This window comes from Micromonospora sp. bgisy143 (assembly GCF_057708145.1).
In genome coordinates this window covers 64,565-81,094 of record NZ_JBYIRN010000003.1, presented here as the reverse complement: position 1 = coordinate 81,094, position 16,530 = coordinate 64,565, and the positions used below count along the sequence as shown (strand labels likewise).

General features: G+C 69.3%; 14 protein-coding genes and 1 pseudogene. 4 read left to right on the top strand and 11 right to left on the bottom strand.

The genetic code is table 11. From position 1 onward, the window contains the following. Nucleotides 1–365 precede the first annotated feature (365 nt). Nucleotides 366–707 carry a hypothetical protein gene (locus AC3EN4_RS06065; protein WP_435204914.1) on the bottom strand — a complete coding sequence of 114 codons (342 nt, stop codon included), beginning with the start codon at nt 705–707 and terminating at the stop codon, nt 366–368. A gap of 157 nt (nt 708–864) precedes the next feature. Between AC3EN4_RS06065 and AC3EN4_RS06060 the strand changes: the two genes are divergently transcribed. Continuing rightward, nucleotides 865–1,797 carry an ATP-dependent DNA ligase gene (locus AC3EN4_RS06060; RefSeq protein WP_435205272.1) on the top strand — a complete coding sequence of 311 codons (933 nt, stop codon included), beginning with the start codon at nt 865–867 and terminating at the stop codon, nt 1,795–1,797. A 129-nt stretch (nt 1,798–1,926) separates the two neighbouring features. Further along, entirely contained in the window at nt 1,927–2,124 is a 198-nt protein-coding gene (locus tag AC3EN4_RS06055) for a hypothetical protein (protein WP_435204913.1), read from the top strand. 1,174 nt (nt 2,125–3,298) lie between these two features. Here AC3EN4_RS06055 and AC3EN4_RS06050 read toward each other — a convergent pair. The 9 genes and pseudogenes from AC3EN4_RS06050 to AC3EN4_RS06010 form a co-directional block, all read right to left on the bottom strand. Then, nucleotides 3,299–3,544: a hypothetical protein gene (locus tag AC3EN4_RS06050; protein ID WP_435204912.1), complete on the bottom strand. Its 246-nt coding sequence runs from the start codon at nt 3,542–3,544 to the stop codon at nt 3,299–3,301. Then, entirely contained in the window at nt 3,541–4,443 is a 903-nt protein-coding gene (locus tag AC3EN4_RS06045; RefSeq protein WP_435204911.1) for a phosphotransferase, read from the bottom strand. The genes AC3EN4_RS06050 and AC3EN4_RS06045 overlap by 4 nt, the downstream gene beginning before the upstream one ends. Then, a complete protein-coding gene (locus tag AC3EN4_RS06040) occupies nt 4,424–4,819 on the bottom strand; it encodes a hypothetical protein (RefSeq protein WP_435204910.1) in 396 nt (131 codons plus the stop codon). Before AC3EN4_RS06040 ends, AC3EN4_RS06045 begins: the two co-directional genes overlap by 20 nt. 25 nt (nt 4,820–4,844) lie before the next feature. Then, nucleotides 4,845–5,186, bottom strand: coding sequence for a glycosyltransferase (locus AC3EN4_RS06035; protein WP_435205271.1), 342 nt, complete (start codon nt 5,184–5,186; stop codon nt 4,845–4,847). Between the two features lie 369 nt (nt 5,187–5,555). After that, a pseudogene (locus AC3EN4_RS06030) lies at nt 5,556–7,484 on the bottom strand (lantibiotic dehydratase family protein); the annotation flags it as partial. Nucleotides 7,485–7,552: 68 nt separating this feature from the next. Further along, a complete protein-coding gene (locus AC3EN4_RS06025) occupies nt 7,553–7,690 on the bottom strand; it encodes an FxLD family lanthipeptide (protein ID WP_082159628.1) in 138 nt (45 codons plus the stop codon). A gap of 23 nt (nt 7,691–7,713) precedes the next feature. Then, nucleotides 7,714–8,952 carry a methyltransferase, FxLD system gene (gene fxlM / locus AC3EN4_RS06020; RefSeq protein ID WP_043330488.1) on the bottom strand — a complete coding sequence of 413 codons (1,239 nt, stop codon included), beginning with the start codon at nt 8,950–8,952 and terminating at the stop codon, nt 7,714–7,716. Between the two features lie 432 nt (nt 8,953–9,384). Further along, nucleotides 9,385–9,927 carry a flavoprotein gene (locus AC3EN4_RS06015; protein WP_046569670.1) on the bottom strand — a complete coding sequence of 181 codons (543 nt, stop codon included), beginning with the start codon at nt 9,925–9,927 and terminating at the stop codon, nt 9,385–9,387. Then, nucleotides 9,924–11,396, bottom strand: a complete 1,473-nt coding sequence (locus AC3EN4_RS06010; RefSeq protein ID WP_435204909.1) for a helix-turn-helix transcriptional regulator — start codon at nt 11,394–11,396, stop codon at nt 9,924–9,926. The genes AC3EN4_RS06015 and AC3EN4_RS06010 overlap by 4 nt, the downstream gene beginning before the upstream one ends. 349 nt (nt 11,397–11,745) lie before the next feature. Between AC3EN4_RS06010 and AC3EN4_RS06005 the strand changes: the two genes are divergently transcribed. Both AC3EN4_RS06005 and AC3EN4_RS06000 read left to right on the top strand, forming a co-directional pair. Beyond that, nucleotides 11,746–12,093: a hypothetical protein gene (locus tag AC3EN4_RS06005; RefSeq protein WP_091113588.1), complete on the top strand. Its 348-nt coding sequence runs from the start codon at nt 11,746–11,748 to the stop codon at nt 12,091–12,093. Between the two features lie 5 nt (nt 12,094–12,098). Beyond that, complete coding sequence (locus AC3EN4_RS06000) at nt 12,099–12,548, top strand: hypothetical protein (protein WP_124778772.1); 450 nt, start codon at nt 12,099–12,101, stop codon at nt 12,546–12,548. Nucleotides 12,549–12,970: 422 nt separating this feature from the next. Here the strand turns inward: AC3EN4_RS06000 and AC3EN4_RS05995 are convergent, their stop codons facing one another. Continuing rightward, nucleotides 12,971–16,462, bottom strand: a complete 3,492-nt coding sequence (locus AC3EN4_RS05995) for a M28 family peptidase (protein WP_435205270.1) — start codon at nt 16,460–16,462, stop codon at nt 12,971–12,973. Nucleotides 16,463–16,530 lie beyond the last annotated feature (68 nt).

The following is a 16,530-nucleotide window of genomic DNA, read 5'->3' as shown; positions in this document are numbered from 1 at the left end:
AGATCTTGGCGTCAGATCTCTCGAACCGTTCGGGGGAAAGCTGCGATGGGCCCGCGGCCCGCCCCTCAACATCCTGCAGGCCCCCTCCGCTGGTCATGCCAGATCAGCCGAACGGCGCGGCCGATCAAGGACCTGACAGATTCCCGACATCGGCGCCATAGGAGCGGAGCCGTCCGCTGGTCGCGAAATGGCGGACGGCACTGGACAGGCTGCAACCAGCGGCTGCAAAGGCACGTATTGACACCCCGCACGCCGAATCCAGCCGGTGGTGTCGGGCCCGGGGAACGCCGCCAACAGCGACAGTTCCACGCCGGGGTGCGACCGCTCGTGGCGGACGATGACCGGCATTCCGGCCGGCCATCCCGTCAAGCCGAGCAGCTCGCGACCTGGCCGCTGTCGCATGTTGCGCCGTCGGCGTTCGGCGCCGCCGTCCCACCCGCGGTCGGCACGGCACCGATCGCGGCGCGATCGGTCTCGCCGATCGACCAGCCAAGCGAATACTCCACCCGCCAGCTGCGCAGCTGACCAGAACAATTTCTGGCGCGGCCGAGCTCAGCCGCGCCACCATGAACCGCGCCGTCGACATCCTCCCCGAATGCTCGGTCAGGGACAGCCTTGCCGAGGCCGCCGCACGGCACCACACCGCCGAACTCGCCGATCTTCGCAGCAGCCTGGAAGCCAGCCGCCGAAGGTGCCGCCAGCTGCAAGATCAGGTCGATGCCGCGGCCACCGTCATCACCGCCCTCGCAGCAGAAAACGCGACGCTACACAGGCAAGCCCTGACGACCTCGAACGTCGTCGTTCCGCTTCAACACCGGCTGATTTGCGCGAGCGTAGGTCGTACCCAACTTCCGGTCCAACGGACTGTCTCACGAGACACCGGCCAGTCTGGAGAAGGACGGCTGGCGGGCGTTGGCCTTCCGCCGGCCCGACGGCGTGTACCTGCAGTCCCGTGCCGGCCGGGACGTCAGCACCTACTTCCCCGACATCACCCAAGCCGTCGCCGAAGCCGTCGAGCTGGGTGCCGTCCTCGACGGCGAGCTCGTGGTGTGGGAAGGCGATCGAACCAACTTTGCTCACCTGCAGCGACGAGTCACCGCCGGCGCGCAGCTCCCGGACATCGCCCGACGTCATCCCGCGCACTACGTGGTCTTCGACCTGCTCAGCGCCCCACCGGGCCGACCCCTGCTGGACCGTCCTCTGCACGAGCGGCGTGCCCTGCTCGCACAGCTGCTCGCCGGCGCACCCGCCCAACTCACCGTGTCCCCACAGACCACCGATCTCGATCAGGCCGGCGAGTGGTTGACGACCTGGACCGCTGCGGGCATTGAGGGCGTCGTGATCAAACGGCTCGACGGGCGCTACGAGCCGGGCCGGCGTGGCTGGCAGAAAGTCCGGTCCTACCGCACCACCGAAGCGATCATCGGCGGCGTCACCCCCAGCATCGACAACCCTGAGACCCTCCTGCTGGGTCGCTGCGACCAGCAGGGACGGCTCCGCTACACCGGCCGAACCAGCCCTCTACGACCCACACAACGCGCCGAACTGTCCACCCTGCTCACGCCTCTCGACCCGGAGGGGGCACACCCCTGGCCGCGACCCCTGCCCGCCGCGTGGACCGGACAACTCGACCGACCCAAACCCCTCCCGTACAGCCCCGTGCTCCCCACCATCGTCGCGGAGATCGACGTCGACACCGCCTACGAACATCACCGATGGCGACACCACGTCCGCTACCTACGCCCCCGACTCGACCTCACCCCCGCCGACGTACCACCGGCGAACGGTCAGCGTTGAGCCCGGCGCGAGGACCCGCTGCCCCGCATGTCGCAGCAGACGGAGATCCTTTGAGGTTCGCAGCCTCACCTGCGGCAGGCTGACCGCTCGTACCACCAGCTGCCCCAGGAACCACGTACCGTTGATCGAGTGGACGTGTTGCTGAGCGGCGGGCCGGGTGACGGCCACGTCGTCCGCGGCGGCGGGGAGAACGTCCTGTGGCAGGCATGCCTGTACGAGGCCACGTCCGACGTAACACAACGTCACGGACATGATCTGCGGGTGTACCGACACCGCCCCGATTGCTGCGAGCAACACGGGCGAGGCTCCGAAGACAAATGTGAGTGAATGCGTCCGACGCCCGACGCCCGCATGGCCGTCTAGCGGCTCGATCCGGGTGGGGATGGGGTGATCACCTCAGGTCTGCGCTGAAGGGTTGCGGCGCAGGGATTCTCGCTCGGGTGCTGATGCCGATAGCCGCGAGGATGCAGCAGATCGCAACGGCGGCGAGCAGCGGCGTGTATCCGCCAGCGGTGTGCAGGAGAACGGCGGCTGTCAACGGCGCAGTTGCTTTGGCGATGGTGACGAGGGCGGCGAGGCGTCCAGCGATGGTGGCGTATGCGGTGGTGCCATAGCGGTCGGCGAGAAGGGCTGGCGTGGCGAGGCTGCCGCACCTCAGAGGGCCGGCAGGGATAGCAAGTGGCGTTGATCACATCAGCACTCTGCGTGGCTTTTGTTGCAGGTGAAGGTTATGCACGTCTCCGACATACTTCAAATCCTCAAATCGTGACGTAATGCCGCACACTGCCGTGCCATCTGCAACTTGCATTCCGCAGGCAATGCCCCAACGTATCCGGATTTAGCAGCTAGAAAAGCGGTCAAATGCCACTGCGATGTCGCACAAAATAGTGCGATGTAGATCTTGATGTAGCGGGAAATGTGCGAAGACCGTTTCGGCCCGTCCCTCGTTACTCAAGGGACGGGCCGAAGGTCCGTTGGGGGCGGGGGCGGCACTTACCGTTGGCGCGGGTGCCGCCCCCTGACCTGCAACCAACTGGAGAAAGTGCAGGTCTCATGAGGCTAACGAACAGGGGGGACGGAGGGACTCCCCCGAAGGGGGAGGCTAACCTCGGCCTTCCCCGTCAGCGTCGGCACCGGCGCGGGCAGCCACCTGAGGGCCGGACGCGTCGCAGGGCTGAAGGGGTCCGGGTCGCTCGATCTTCCGTGCAGCGGAAGCATGACCGGAGTCCAGCCAGGGCAGAAAGGCCTGCCTCAGGCCGCGACCGTATCGCGCTGACGTCCGCTGGTGTCGCAGGCGCAGCAGTTGTCGCCTGCGTCGTCCTTGCGATGAGCGGTGCTCCTGATCTGGCGTATACAGCGGTCGCGGGCGTCGGCGTGGCGGCAGCCACTGCGGTAGGGATCTATTTCAGGCACCGCTGACTCAGCCGTGGCCGGACGGGTCCATTGGGCCCGTCCGGCACGGCCTTGCCCCTCCCCCCACAGCCCGAGCGGAGCCGGCCTCCTAGGCAACAGGGCCTGGCAAGGCTGCGTCGGCGACGGCCTCGCGGTGCTGAGCCAGGTCTTCGGTGCGGGGAAGCGAGACGACGGTGACATCCTGCGCCTGCAGTGGGTGGGGTGATTCCTGCGTGATCATGGTTACCGATGCGCCCAGGTTGGCCAGTTGCCGGGCCAGGGCGCGGTAGAGGGTGCAGATGCCGCCGCGGCTCACTTCGTGGAGGTCCCGGTGGACCAGGGCTACGTGGATCATGCTGACCTCGCCGCGGTGACCCGTTGTAGGCGGGTGCTGGCCGAGGTCCAGGCGGCCTCGATGATCGGCAGACACCGCATCCGGGTCGGGTCGTCCTCGGGCAGTTCGTGGTGCAGGCGCAGCTCACGGGTCAGGATCACAGCGAGGTTGAGCGCGAATGCGGCCTCGATGCCCGTCTCACTCACGATCGCCTCGATGCGCTCGCGGATCACTGGCGTACTCGCGCCGACCTGGGTGTGGAGCATCGCAAGGTCGAAGCCAGGAAGGAACAGCCCGGTGAACTCCCAGTCGACGAGCACCGCCGTGGTCTCGGCCTCGTCATCGCTGTCGGATCGGCCGGCATCGAGGAGGATGTTGCTGGCCAGCGGGTCGCCGTGATTGAGCTGCGCAGGCGCGTCGCAGCGGGCCAGCAGACTGTCCAGAGCTTCTCGCTGGCCCTCAGTGAGGTACCCCTTGGCCTGGTACCGAGCCACGCGCTCGGAGTAGTCGAAGGTGGGCGAGAACCGGGCGGCGGGGTAGGTCCACTCGTTCAACGCGGTGATGCAGTCCAGGACGGCATCGACCTCCCGGGTATCGACCTTTCGCTGGGGGTAGCGTTCGACCGCGAGGGGCGATGCGTCGAACCATTCCAGGACCAGCAGCCGGTCACGGTCGGTATGGAGCAGCCGAGGAACGCGGACCGGCGGGATATTGTCACCGAAGACCTCGTACACGTCCAGCTCGTGCCGCCACCTGGCCGCCCAGAACGAATCTGGGTCGATCAGATATTTCACCGCTGCCGGTTCGCCGCGGAATGAGCCTCGCGCCAGCAGGGTCTTGTCCGTGCGCCGTAGCACCGTGTCGATGGTCAGCCCGATCGTGGCTGCTGAGCCAGGCAGATCAGGCGGCGTGTGCGACATCGGCGGTCTCCTTGATCGAGTCGATGATCCGCTGGCGAAGGCCGGTCTCGGAGCGCTCCCCGTGCCAGACCGCGGCGATCTCAGCGACGCAGCGTTGAAAGTACTGGTCACTGAGCGCATGACCGGCCGCCAGGCACGCCAACGAGTGCCAATACATGACGGCGATGTACAGCCGGAAGTGCTGCGCCTTGGGCGTGCGGGCCGGCCAGCGACACCACATCTGTTCGGTGAGGATCCCGGAGTGGGCGAGGGCATGCCCATCGCCGACGGTCGCGCCGACCGTGCTGGCCTCGCCCGCGAGGCGGTGGTAGACAACGGTGGGCTCCGGGACGTGCACGAACCGGTAACGATGCTCGCGGGCCAGACGCAGCCACATGTCCCAGTCCTCAAGCGCGGGAAGGTCAGGGTCGAACCGGGCCGACTCCGGTGGGCGCCGAAGCACTGCGGTATGGACCGGCATGAAGTTGGCCACCGACAGCAGGTCCGGATTGAACGAGAACGTCGTAGGGGTGCTGCTGAATGCCGGCGGGTTCGTGGGTCGACGCGCGTTTCCTGGACGACGCACACCGTGGAAGCCAGGTCGGCATCCCCGTGCTCAGCGCCGCGAGGGCTGTACCGAGGTGGCCGGGCAGGAAGATGTCGTCGTCGTCGAGGAAGGCGAGGTAATCACCTCGTGCGAGCTGAATGCCGACGAGGCGGACGACGAGGCCCTGCTCAAGGCTGCGTTCGCGACCGATGCTCACGTCGATTCCGCCGACATTGACGACGACTACCTCGACGGAGCCGGGTACGGCGCGCTGGGCGGCGACGCTGGCCAGGGCATGCTGCGCTACGGCGTTCGCGACCACAAGGGTGACCTCGTCAGCGAGGCGGCCGCCACCTACCGGTGGTATGTCCTCAACGAACAGACGCAGTTCGCCGAGCTGGCGGAGGTAGGCCTCGACGCCCCGCCCGCGTCGCTACGGTCGTGCAGGCTACGCCAGCGGGCCGCGCGGGGCTGCGCCGGGACGGACGAGCCGGGCCGGGCCGGGATTGCTTGCGAGATTCACTCATCTGGCTGCCAGTGTCGACGTCGGTCGATACCCTCGTAGCACGGATGCAGCTCGGCCGACTCCGGGGCTGAACACGAGGACCGCCCGAGGGGGATCAGTGACCCAACCAGTCTGGGAGCAGCTCGACCCGCTCAGGTCCAGACGTACCTGCACGTCGTCGGCGCCGACCAGGACCTCGTCCGGGAGCCGGTGCTGTTCACGGTATCGCTGCCAGGCGTCGCGCCAGTGGGACCATGCCAGGGTGCGGGCGGGGAGCGCGGTCCGGTCGATGGTCCAGCGGGCGGGGTGCACGATGCTGCGTCCGCGTCGCAGGCGTGGCAGGAACGGCAGGCTACGCGCGTGCCCCCAGTCGAATCGGCTGCACGGAGCCGTCCACGCCGTCCAGATCTCGGTCAGGAACCGCATCAGGGGCTGCTGGAGGTCGGGTAGCAGCACGCTGTTGAGCAGCAGCGGCTCGACCGGTCGCCCGGAGGTCCGCGACACCAGCCACAGCCGCTGGCCGTCGCCGGTCACCGCGAGGTCCGCGAGCGTCCACGGCGGGTCCGGGTGGAAGTCGCCGACGGGCAGGACGGGCAGCACCGCAGGTGTCCGGGCGACCGCGGCCAAGCGGGCATCCAGCGGCGGGCCGGACAGTTGCACCGTGTCCGCGCCGGGCAGGGCGGTCGGCAGGTTCCGGTAGACGTGCTGGAACGACGCCAGCTCGGCGGGAGAAAGCAGGTGCAGGAACCGGCCGGCGGCGACCCCGGCGTGGCGGGCTCCGCTGACCACCGTCAACGTGAACGCGCCTCGGTCCAGGTCCTGTGGGGTCGCGGCGGCGAGGGTGAACCGTAGTTCGGTGTGTGGGATCTGCGGCCGGTCGTCATCTCCTCGTAGGCGGCCTGTCAGCTCGTCGTCGAGGATCACCTCCGTACAGTCGTTCAGCGCCGACTGCTGGGCGAGCTGCGCGAGGAGCCGGTCGCGGGCGGTGAACACCGCAGGTACACGCCGGGTGGAACCCCGGTATCCGGCGGGAAAGCCCAGAACGTTCAGGACGTCGCGTAACGGCACGGCCGCGCCCGGGCCCCACCGCTGAATGAACGCGCCGTGGTATTCCGCCCATCCCGGCAGGGGCGCTGCCACCGCCACCAGCGTCGACGCGGCACGGGCCGCCTCGTGGAGCACCGCCGGTGGCAGCGTCACCGAGGCGTCGACACGCAGGTCGACCGCGACCCGGTCGCCGGGATCGGGCATCGGGACGTGACGGGCCAGGTGGGAGGCCGGGTCGGTGACAGTCGTCGCCGGCCGCAGCGCCGACAGCAGGACACCCGCCTGGACGAGCGACGCCAACATCCGTTCGGCCGCCCCGGTAGCGGCGGGCAGCGGCCCGGCGACCCGGGCGGCGAGGTCACCGAACATGACCGGGGAACGCGCCGCGCGGATCGCCGCCCGCACCGGCCTGGTCAGACGGATCTCTATGTCCCACCTGCGGTCGCCGTCGCCGCGCAGGCAGGGCAGCACCCACACCTCGCCGCGCTGGTACCCCACCGAGTTCGTCACCACCGCGACGTCGCGCAGCGCCGCCAGGTCCTGCTCGGCGCGCCCGGTGTGCTCGGCGACGAACGTCCCGTCAGGGCGGGTCACCACCTGATGCGCCTCGCCCCACCGAACCGATGCGCGGGCGCCGAACTCGACCGGAGCCACCCCGGCGAAGGTGCCGAACGGTGTCGCCCGGGTGGTCCACCTCAGCAGGTACCGGACCGTCGAGTCGACCATGCGCCCGAACCGGCGGTCGGTGGTCGGCGCACTGGCCACGGTCCGGGTGATCTGTTCGGCCAACTGGGGTGTGGCAGCGGCGACGGCGGTGGCGAATCCCGGCAGCGCCCACACTGCGGCCAGCCACTGCCGCCACTGCTCGGGCTGATCCGTCGTCAGGTCGGGCCACGCGGGCAGGGTCAGACCGCTGGGGTAGGCGGCAACTCTGATCAGCGCCGCACCGGCCGTGGGGAACATGAACGCACCCTCGAAGACGGGGGCCCGGCGCTGGAGACGCCGGGCCCGGGGTGGATCGTCAGGGACGGTTACTTGCTGCCGCCGGAACAGGCGTTCGAGCCCGTGTTGCCCGAGCCGCAGCCGTCGTCGGTGCTGGTGGCGTACCCGCTGGCAGCGGGGCCGGCGTCCACCAGGGTGATGTCCAGGTCGAACTCCTCGAGTTCCATGGTCTCCACTCGCGTGTTCCTTCCTATGCGGAGGTGAAGGTGAGGACGAGGCGACTGTGTCGCTTGTCCAGCACCGTCCCGGCCGGCAGGGCGCCGTCGGGAGTACCTGCGGGTAGGACGTGCAGCACCGGAGAGGGCTCGCCAGCGTCCACCCACGCGCGCATGTGCCCGGCCATCCGTCCCGCCGCCGCGGCGGCGTCGGGCCCGTGAGCGCAGGCGCCGAGGTCGAACGTGTCGTCGGTCCAGCGCAGCGTCGACCGGTAGGAGAACGTCCCCTCGTGCAGGGCGGCGGGCGTACCGAACCGCCAGGCAGGGGCGACGATGCCGGCGTCGACGGCCTCCTGCTGCGCCGAGAGCACCACGAACTGGTCGACCTCATCGGCGAGGCGGGCCGCCAGCCACAGGTCCAGGTCGGCCAGGACGCTACGAGGCGGCAGGCCCACCCCTGCCCATGCCTGCTCCTGCGGCTGCGACAGCAGCCCACCGACCGATTCCGGGTCGACCTGCTGGCCCTCATCCAGCCGCAGGTGGACACCGGCGGCGATGTCGACATACCGCATCTCGTGGGCTCCGGTGCCCCGCATCGCCACGAACCCGCAGAGGCGCTGGCTGTGGCTGACCAGCCGGTCACCGACCCGGCGCAGCGCCCACGACCGGGTCATCCCGAACGTCCGTAGCGGCACCACCAGCACGCCGTCCTCGGCGAGCTGCGCGATCCACGCCGCGGGGATGTCCCACGCCCCGGCCGTCACGATGATCAGGTCGTAGCAGCGCCCCAGGTCGATCGGCTGCTCCGCGTCCGCGCACACCACGCTGACATCGCCGTAACCTGCCACCGCCAGACACGCCACCGCCCGCTCGGTCACCTCCGGGTCGATGTCCACGGTCGTGACCGAACCCGACGGCCCGACCAGCTCGCGCAGCAGCGACGCGTTGTAGCCGCCCGATCCGATCTCCAGCACGTGCCGGCCGTGCAGGCCACCGGTGAGGGCGTCAGCCGCCTGCCCGAGCATCTCCGCGATCAGCCACGGCGCGGACACCGAACTGACGGTCTCATCACCGAGCCGCTTGGTGACGACCGCGGTGTCGCTGCGGTACGCCTCCTCCATCGGGACACCCGGCGTGTACAGCTCGCGGGGAACCACCCGCAGTGCCGCCTCGACCTCGGGCCGCATCGTCAGCCCCTTGGCCGCATGGTCAGCGACCAGCTGGTCGACCATCGCGTCACGGAGGTCGTCGCTGCTCATCGTGTCGACGCTCATGTGCGCGTCACTCTCCTGTTCGTCAGGACCGCCGCCGTTGCGGACGGCCCGCACTTTCCGTTATCCGCCAAGGACGAACACGGCCTCAGACGCCCGAGGACTGTTCCCCTGCTGGGCAGGACGCAGGCCGAACTCACCGGGTGCCCAACCGGCAAGGCGACGCAAGGCGGCCCGGGTTCGATCAAGCCGCAGTCAACGTGAGGTCCGAGCCGTCCCGGCCACCAGCGGTCCCGGATTCCTCGGCAGCGGCGAGAAACTGCGGTACAGGGTCACACGGATCAACTCCCCTCGGGTTGGGCGGTGCCGGGGACCCCTGAGCGGCGGGCGCCGAGCGGTCATGTCCACCACTCAACGCCGGTCTGACCGTGTCGAACACCCTCGACACGGGATTTCGACACGGTCAGACCAGCCCCAGCGCCTCTCGGGGGCCGACTACGACAGGCGGGCGGACAGCCTGTGGAGTTCGTCGAGGATCACGTTCCAGCGGAAGGGCTGATCGTCGTGAGCTGGTCGCAGCGCCTCGGTGGCGGTGAGGCGTACGCCGTGGTCGGCGAGGAGCCGCAGGTGGGCGTCGAACGCGGGGTGGCGGGCGAGGGTGGGTTTGACGTACGGGGAGACGATGATCGGCATGCCTGCGCCGAGAGCTTCGTTGAGGATGCCGAGGGCCAGACTGTCGTTGATGCCGGTGGCCCACTTGTTGATGGTGTTGAACGTCGCCGGAACGACCGCGACGGCATCGGCGCGTGGCAGGACGCTCGGTTCGTCAGGATGCCGCTGCCGGTAGCTGACGGGCCTGCCCGTAACGGCGGCCAGCCGATCGTTGGGAAGCCAGGTGTGCGCGGTTTCGGTCGCGATGACGTACACATCCCAGCCGTCGCGCCGCACCGCCTCGACCAGCTCGACGATGCGGCGGGCCGGTGGCGCGGCACAGACCACCAGGTAGAGCAGACGGGCATTCGCGGATCCGGACGTCACGCGGCGATTCCGGCGCGTTCGGCGAGTGCCCGCAGGCCGGGGGTGACGGCGCGCCGCTCACGGGTGAGCAGGTCGCCGATCAGATGGCGCGTCCGGCCGTGCACGTGCACCGTCTGCGGCGCGATGCGTTCGGCTTCGAGCAGGTGCAGCACGGCTGCGGGATCGTTGCCGGGCGAGCAGGCGTAGGCGGCGGCGAGGTCGAGGTGGACCCGGGCGCGGCGGCTCACCAGGGCCGCCGGCAGCGACGAGGTGTCGAGCTGTTCTCCAAGGTGGATCGCCAGCTGAGGCTGGTCCGTTCGGGCGGCGATGCTGATGCGGTGGATCATCACGTTCGTCGGACCGAACCCGGTCCACAGGTCGTTACGATCGGCGCCGAGCCGCCGGGCCAGGGCGTTCGCGTCGTCGAGGTGCCGCTCGACAGCGGCGGGCTGGGCCTGCCGGGCGGCGATCAGCGCCGCGAGCAGAGTCAACGCCCCGTGGGCCGACAGGACACGCGGACCCGTCGACGCGGAGTCCCTCGTGTCCGTCACACCATCGAGAGCGGCCAGCACCACCTCCTCGGCATCGCCGACGCGGTCCGGCATCGCCAGCAGCGCAGTAACCACCGAGAACGCCGCCGCAGCGACGAGCGCAACATCCTCGGCCTGCTCGGCGGCGACACGAGCGGCACGGTCCGCCGCCACCCAGGCAAGGCTGGGATCGCCGAGTTTCACGGTGAGTTTGGCGGCGGCGAGATTCGCCGCCGCCAGCGACCCGACGGCCAGGGCGCGCTGCGTGCCGGTGCAGGTCCGGGTCAACAGGTTCGCCTGCTCGAACGTGTCGGGCAACGCCCGGACCGCCTCGGCATAGTTGCCACGCTGGTAAAGGCTATGGAGATGGGCCACCCGCTGACGGACCTCCGAAAGCGTGAGAGGCTCGACCGGCTGTTTCGGTGCGGCAGGTGCGAGCAGGTGCCGGCGCAGCTCGGCCAGCAGTCGCGACCTGGCATCGTGGTCGGCTTCCTCGCCACGGCCTGCTACCGCGTTGACGACTGAGACCTGCCCGATTCGTGTGGTGCGGCCCGCCTCCGGGCGCTCGCCGTGGAACCGGTCCGGCGGGCGTCGATTGTCGCCGACTTCGCCGTACCTTTCGCCTGTGGCCTCGCCGGCTGCCATCACCGCCTCGGGTACCGCTCCCCACCGCGCCCGCTGTGCCGCCTCGGCCTGCTGTGCCTGGAACCGGGACTGGAGGTGTCGGTAGGCGTCGTAGGCGGCGAGTAGCTCGCCCTGGGCGTCCAGCAGGGTGTCGCACTGCAGCCAGAAGATCCGGTCCACGACCTGCCGGCCCCGCTCGACCATTCCCAGGGTGCTGCGCGTCGTGTGCACCTGGCGTGCGAGGGCTTCCTGAATGAGTCCCCTCGACCTACGCAGGGCGGCGAGCTTACGGCCGAGATCGTCCCTGGCCTGTTGAAGATCCTGGCGATCAATCATGGGCTCGCCTTTCCGTTCGCATCGACCTGCGTCGAGCCGACTGTTGCGGCGCCCCGACGCACGGCGATTCGACGTTAGCGGATCGCACGCGACCTGGGCGTGGAGCTGGTGCGAATGGCGTGCTGGCCTGGCAGAGAGGGCGCCTGTGTCGAAAACCGGCGGGGGGAGCGGGGTTGGCACCTCGAACGTCAGCCACGATCACGGCGGAACACACTTCAGCCATCCCCACTCCCGGCCCAACGGGCACGGCAACCTCAGCCTGCCGCCGTCACCGACAGACACCCCGGACACGATGTGCGAGTTCGGTGGGCATCGGCCCTCTTCGACGAGCGCGGAAGAGCGTGCGGTGATGCCCATAAAGGGCGCGCGGCGCCAGCCCTGCCGCAAGGGCTTTCGGCGGTTCAGTAGCCCCACCGGTGCCGGACGCGGGTTTCGCGTACCGGGATTTCGGGGTGGGGACTTCGGGTTCGTCGCCTACGCCGACACCGACACCGCCCAGGACGTCCTGGTCCGCGTTGTCGGTGGCGACACCGACCCGGGAGCCCAGACCGCCCCCCTCGCACGCGCCCGCGAGTTGTGGTGGCTCTCCCGCGCCGTACGGGCCAAGTACACCGCCATCTCCCGCGCCGTGCCGCTGCTGCTCGCCGGGTACGCCGGCGCCGCCACCACCGCAGCCCTGGCGATCTGGGCCCGGTGACCACGATGACCGCGACCACCACCCTCGTCGTGCAGGACCCCGTCGACGCCTACGAACTGTTCGCCCACGCCCGCACCGTGCTCAGGCTGCCCCTGGACGGCCGATGGCACCTGGTCGACCACGGCCGCGTCCACATGCTGCAAACCCTGCCCGGACAGGGCGCACCGGCCCTGGCCAGCGTGCACCTCCCCGTCGACGGCAGCCGGCACCCCGGCGAGCCCCACGCCGGCATCCCCGGCGGCTACGCCCTGCTCGCCTTCACCACCGACGGCGGCGACACCAACAGGACCCAGCGCCGGCACCGCGACCTCGCCGGCCAGGCTAGTGCGTGGCTGACCCACCGACGGCTTCGCTGGACCTGGTCACACGCCGACGGGCCCTTCACGACCAACCACGCCGATCTTGCGACCAGGGGCCAAATAGTTGATCTTTTTGGGGGTCTGCGCGGTCCCTGATCGCTGCCACGGTGGTTGACCGCTGTGAGTCGATCTCCTCTGAGCATCGGCGAGCTGGTCGAGCACTGGACCCTTGTCCCTGCTGAGCTGGACCTGGTTGCGTCCAAGCATGGCGAGATACGGCCGGGTTCGCGCTGTTGCGGAGGTTCTACGACCGGTACGGCCGCTTCCCGCGAGGTTGGGCAGATCTGCGCCCGGAGGCGATGGACTTCGCCTCTCGCCAGGTCAAGGCGGAGCCGGGTTACTTGGCGTTCTACGGAGACCAGGGCCAGCGGATCCATCACACCCCCAATCGGCTAGATCAACCCGACAACGCACCCAGAATCCAATCCACGGATTCAGGCTAAGGTCCGGTCCGGCAGCGGAACAGGGGCGCAGGACCGGCGGCAGGGTGGGGCGAGCGCCCCACCCTGCCGTTGAACTCAGCCGATCTGCAGGGTCACGTCGTCCAGCACGAAGCTGGTCTGTAGGTAGGCGTCCTCGGTGCCGGTGAAGGTCAGCGTGACCGTCTGGCCGGCGTACGCGCCGAGGTTGACGGTGCGCTGCGTGTAGCCCGTGGCAGCGTTCATGTTGGACAGCGACGCCACGGTGGTGCCGTTGGCCTTGATCGTGAACACGTCGTAGGCGAGCGCCCCGTACTCGTTCGTGTCGATGTGCAGCCAGTAGGTCAGTACCGCACTGGTGCAGCCCGACGGGATGGTGACGGTCTGGCTGATGGCCTCGGTCGCGGTGTAGCCGTATCCGCCGAGCCACGCGTACCGGGTGCCGCTGCGCGGCACCTGCCCGATAGAGGTGCCGATCGCGCCGGTGGAGCCGGTCCACGGCGAGGTGCCGCTTTCGAACCCGCCGTTGAGGATCAGCTGGGCGGCGGTGCAGCCGCCCGGTCCGCCGGTCACGGTCAGCGTGTACGTGGTGCTGTGCGACACCGACCCCGTGCCGGTGATGGTGATGGTGTAGGTGCCGCCGGCCACCGACGAGCCGACCGCGATGGTGGCGGTCGACGAGCTGCCGGAGGTGACCGACGACGGGCTGAACGAGACCGTTACGCCCGTGGGGGCGCCGCTGGCGGTCAGGGTCACCGTCTGGGCGCTGCCCGAGGTGGTGGCGGTGCCGACGGTGGTCGTGGTGCTGGACCCCGCGTTCACGGTGCCCGACGAGGGGCTGGCCGAGATCGAGAAGTCGTTGGTCGGCGTCGAGGTGCCGACCGCCCGGTTCCACAGCGTGTAGGCGATGCCGTCGGCAGCCCGGTTCAGCGCGGTGGCGTCGATGTTGCTGAGGGTGTCGCACGAGGAGTGGTAGCAGGAGTCGTAGGACTGACCGGCCGTGCCGCCCCACTTCGACGCCTGGGCCGACGTCTTGGTGGCGCTGGCGCCCATCGCGTAACCGGAGGTCGGGATGCCCGCGTTCTGGAACGAGTAGTCGTCGGAACGGCCCTGGCCCTCGACGTTCTCCTCCGGCTGCAGGCTGAGGGAGTCCCAGTACGCCTTCATCGGCTGCGACGCGGTCGAGGTGATGTTGTTGATGAAGTAGCCGCCGTTCTTCGACGCGATCATGTCGAAGTTGTAGTAGGCCTTGATCGCCGTTCGCTGGGTACTGGTCAGCGAGTTGACGTAGAACTTGGAGCCGTTGAGGCCCTGTTCCTCGTCGGTCCACCAGCCGAAGCGGACCTTGTTCAGCATGGTCGGGTTCTGCGCGGCCAGCGCGAGGGCGACCTCGAGCAGCGCCGCCGAGCCGGAGCCGTTGTCGTTGATGCCCGGACCGACCGAGACGCCGTCCAGGTGGGCGCCGAACATGTAGACGTTGCTCGCGTTACCGCCCGGCCACTCGGCGATCAGGTTCGGGCCTGCACCGCTGGTGCAGCCGGAGGTGCAGGGCTGTTCGGTGACGGTGAAGCCGGCGGCCTGCAGCTTGCCCTTGACGTACGCCACCGACTGCAGGTAGCCCTGGCCGGTCGAGCGGCGGGTGCCGCCGTTGTTGGTGGCGATGGTGCTGAGCTGTGTCAGGTGCGCCTGCACGTTGGCGACGTCGATGTCCGGCGCGGTGCCACCGGGGGTGCCGCCGTTGACCGTGAGCGTGTACTGCGCGGTGTGGGTGATCGAACCGGTGCCGGTCACGGTGATGGTGTACGTGCCCGCAGCCGCACTGGAGGTGGTCGCCACCGTCATCGTGGAGCTGTTGCCCGACGTCACCGACGTCGGGCTGAACGACACGGTGACCCCCGACGGGGCACCCGAGGAGGTCAGCGACACGGTCTGGGCGCTGCCGGAGACGGTCGCGGTGTTGACCGTCGCGGTGACCGAGGAGCCCGCGTTGACGCTGCCCGAGGTGGGGCTGACCGAGACGGAGAAGTCGGTGCTGGAACCGGTGCAGGTCGGGTCGCCGGTCTGGGCCGGGACCGCGACCGCGTTCCACGCGTCCTTGGTCCGGTTGAACAGGACGCACGAGGAGTCCAGGTTCTTCGCGGCGGTCAGGGTCGCGGTGCGGTACTTCTTGTGGGTCATGCCGGAGGTCTTCAGCAGCATGCCGCCGTAGAAGATCTTTCCGGCGGACTGGATGCCCACGCCGGTGACCGACGACGGGCCGCCCGAGCAGATGGGGCTGTTCGGCTTGCCGCCGCCCGGCGCGCTGCCCTCGGCGAGCAGGTAGAACCAGTGGTTGAGCGGACCTGCGGCCGCGTGTACCTCGGTGTTGGGAATCGACGAGGAGTAGCAGTTCGGGTGGCCGCCGACCAGCGAGGGGTTGTACATGTTGCGGATCGGGCCGTCGCCGACGAGGTCGATCTCCTCACCGACCAGGTAGTCGGGTTCGTCGTAGGCGCTGGACTGGTTGGCGTATGCCTCGGTCAGGGCGCCGAAGATGTCGCCGGTGGCTTCGCCGAGGCCGGCTTCGGAGCTGGTGCCGCCGGGGGTGTTCTGGTCCATGCCATGGCCGAACTCGTGACCCACCACATCCATCGATGAGATCCAGTTGCCTGCCGAGTTCTTGCCGATCGTGATCGTCGAGCCGTCCCAGTAGGCGTTCTGCTCGTTCAGGCCGACCTTGATCGGCCAGCTGCCACCGTTGCCGTTGTGCCCGTTGCGGCCCAGCCAGGCCGACAGCATGTCCCATTCCTTCTGCGCCGAGTACACCGCGTCGACGCAGCCGGTCTCCTTGCTGGTGCCCACCCCGTTGCCCCAGCTGTCGTCCGCGCCGGAGAAGACGGTGCTGGTGCTGTAGTCCTGGCAGTTCAGGCCGGTGCGCGTGGTGTCGCGCAGGTAGTACGTGCTGCCCGACTGCGACGTGGTGATCGACAACGGGCTGGGCCCGTTCCACTTGCCGGTGCCGGAACCGGCCGCGGCGTCCTCCTGCTTGGCCAGCACCTGGCCGTTGCGCGCGTCCACGAAGACATGCAGGTGGCTGGGGGCCGAGGCGGTGCGCCCGGCGACGACGACCTCCCACGCGAGTCGCGCGGTGCTGTCCTTGACGTGCACCACGAGGGTGCGTGACTCGACCTGGTCGACCTTGGTGAGCAGGCCCTTGGCGGTCTGCTCGGCGCGGTCGGCGGCGACCGTCGGCACGACGGAGACGTTGATCTTCGTCTTGGTGGCGGCCGAGATCGCCCGGATGGCGCCCCGGCCGTCGGCGAGTACGGCGGCGTCGCCGCCGACCACCGGCAGGCCCCGGTAGGTGCGCTCGTAGGCAATGGAGAACAGGCCGTCCACCCACGGGATCACCATGCGACGGTCGTACTGCTCGAAGGGGCCTTTCGCCAGCGCGTCGTGACCGCCGTCGGCAGCGCGGTCGGCTGCAGAGATCGCCAGCGACAGCGGGCTCTGTGCAACCGTGGGTGTAGGGGGCGGGGTGGCTGCGGTCGACTGGGTGGCCACCCCGGTCACGGTGCCCAGGGTAAGCGCAACCGCGACAGCGGCCGCCATGGCAGTTCTTCGATACATCGCAATCCTCCCGCCGAGATGGGTTGAGGGGTGTGGCAGCAGGGCCCGTG

What these genes read in the sequence shown, in the direction of transcription:
- fxlM (WP_043330488.1), bottom strand. Translation starts at nt 8,952, where the DNA reads ATGAGCGTCGACACGATGAGCAGCGACGACCTCCGTGACGCGATGGTC.
- AC3EN4_RS06025 (WP_082159628.1), bottom strand. Translation starts at nt 7,690, where the DNA reads ATGGAACTCGAGGAGTTCGACCTGGACATCACCCTGGTGGACGCCGGC.
- AC3EN4_RS05995 (WP_435205270.1), bottom strand. Translation starts at nt 16,462, where the DNA reads ATGGCGGCCGCTGTCGCGGTTGCGCTTACCCTGGGCACCGTGACCGGG.
- AC3EN4_RS06005 (WP_091113588.1), top strand. Translation starts at nt 11,746, where the DNA reads ATGCCCATAAAGGGCGCGCGGCGCCAGCCCTGCCGCAAGGGCTTTCGG.
- AC3EN4_RS06010 (WP_435204909.1), bottom strand. Translation starts at nt 11,396, where the DNA reads ATGATTGATCGCCAGGATCTTCAACAGGCCAGGGACGATCTCGGCCGT.
- AC3EN4_RS06000 (WP_124778772.1), top strand. Translation starts at nt 12,099, where the DNA reads ATGACCGCGACCACCACCCTCGTCGTGCAGGACCCCGTCGACGCCTAC.
- AC3EN4_RS06050 (WP_435204912.1), bottom strand. Translation starts at nt 3,544, where the DNA reads ATGATCCACGTAGCCCTGGTCCACCGGGACCTCCACGAAGTGAGCCGC.
- AC3EN4_RS06040 (WP_435204910.1), bottom strand. Translation starts at nt 4,819, where the DNA reads ATGTGGCTGCGTCTGGCCCGCGAGCATCGTTACCGGTTCGTGCACGTC.
- AC3EN4_RS06045 (WP_435204911.1), bottom strand. Translation starts at nt 4,443, where the DNA reads ATGTCGCACACGCCGCCTGATCTGCCTGGCTCAGCAGCCACGATCGGG.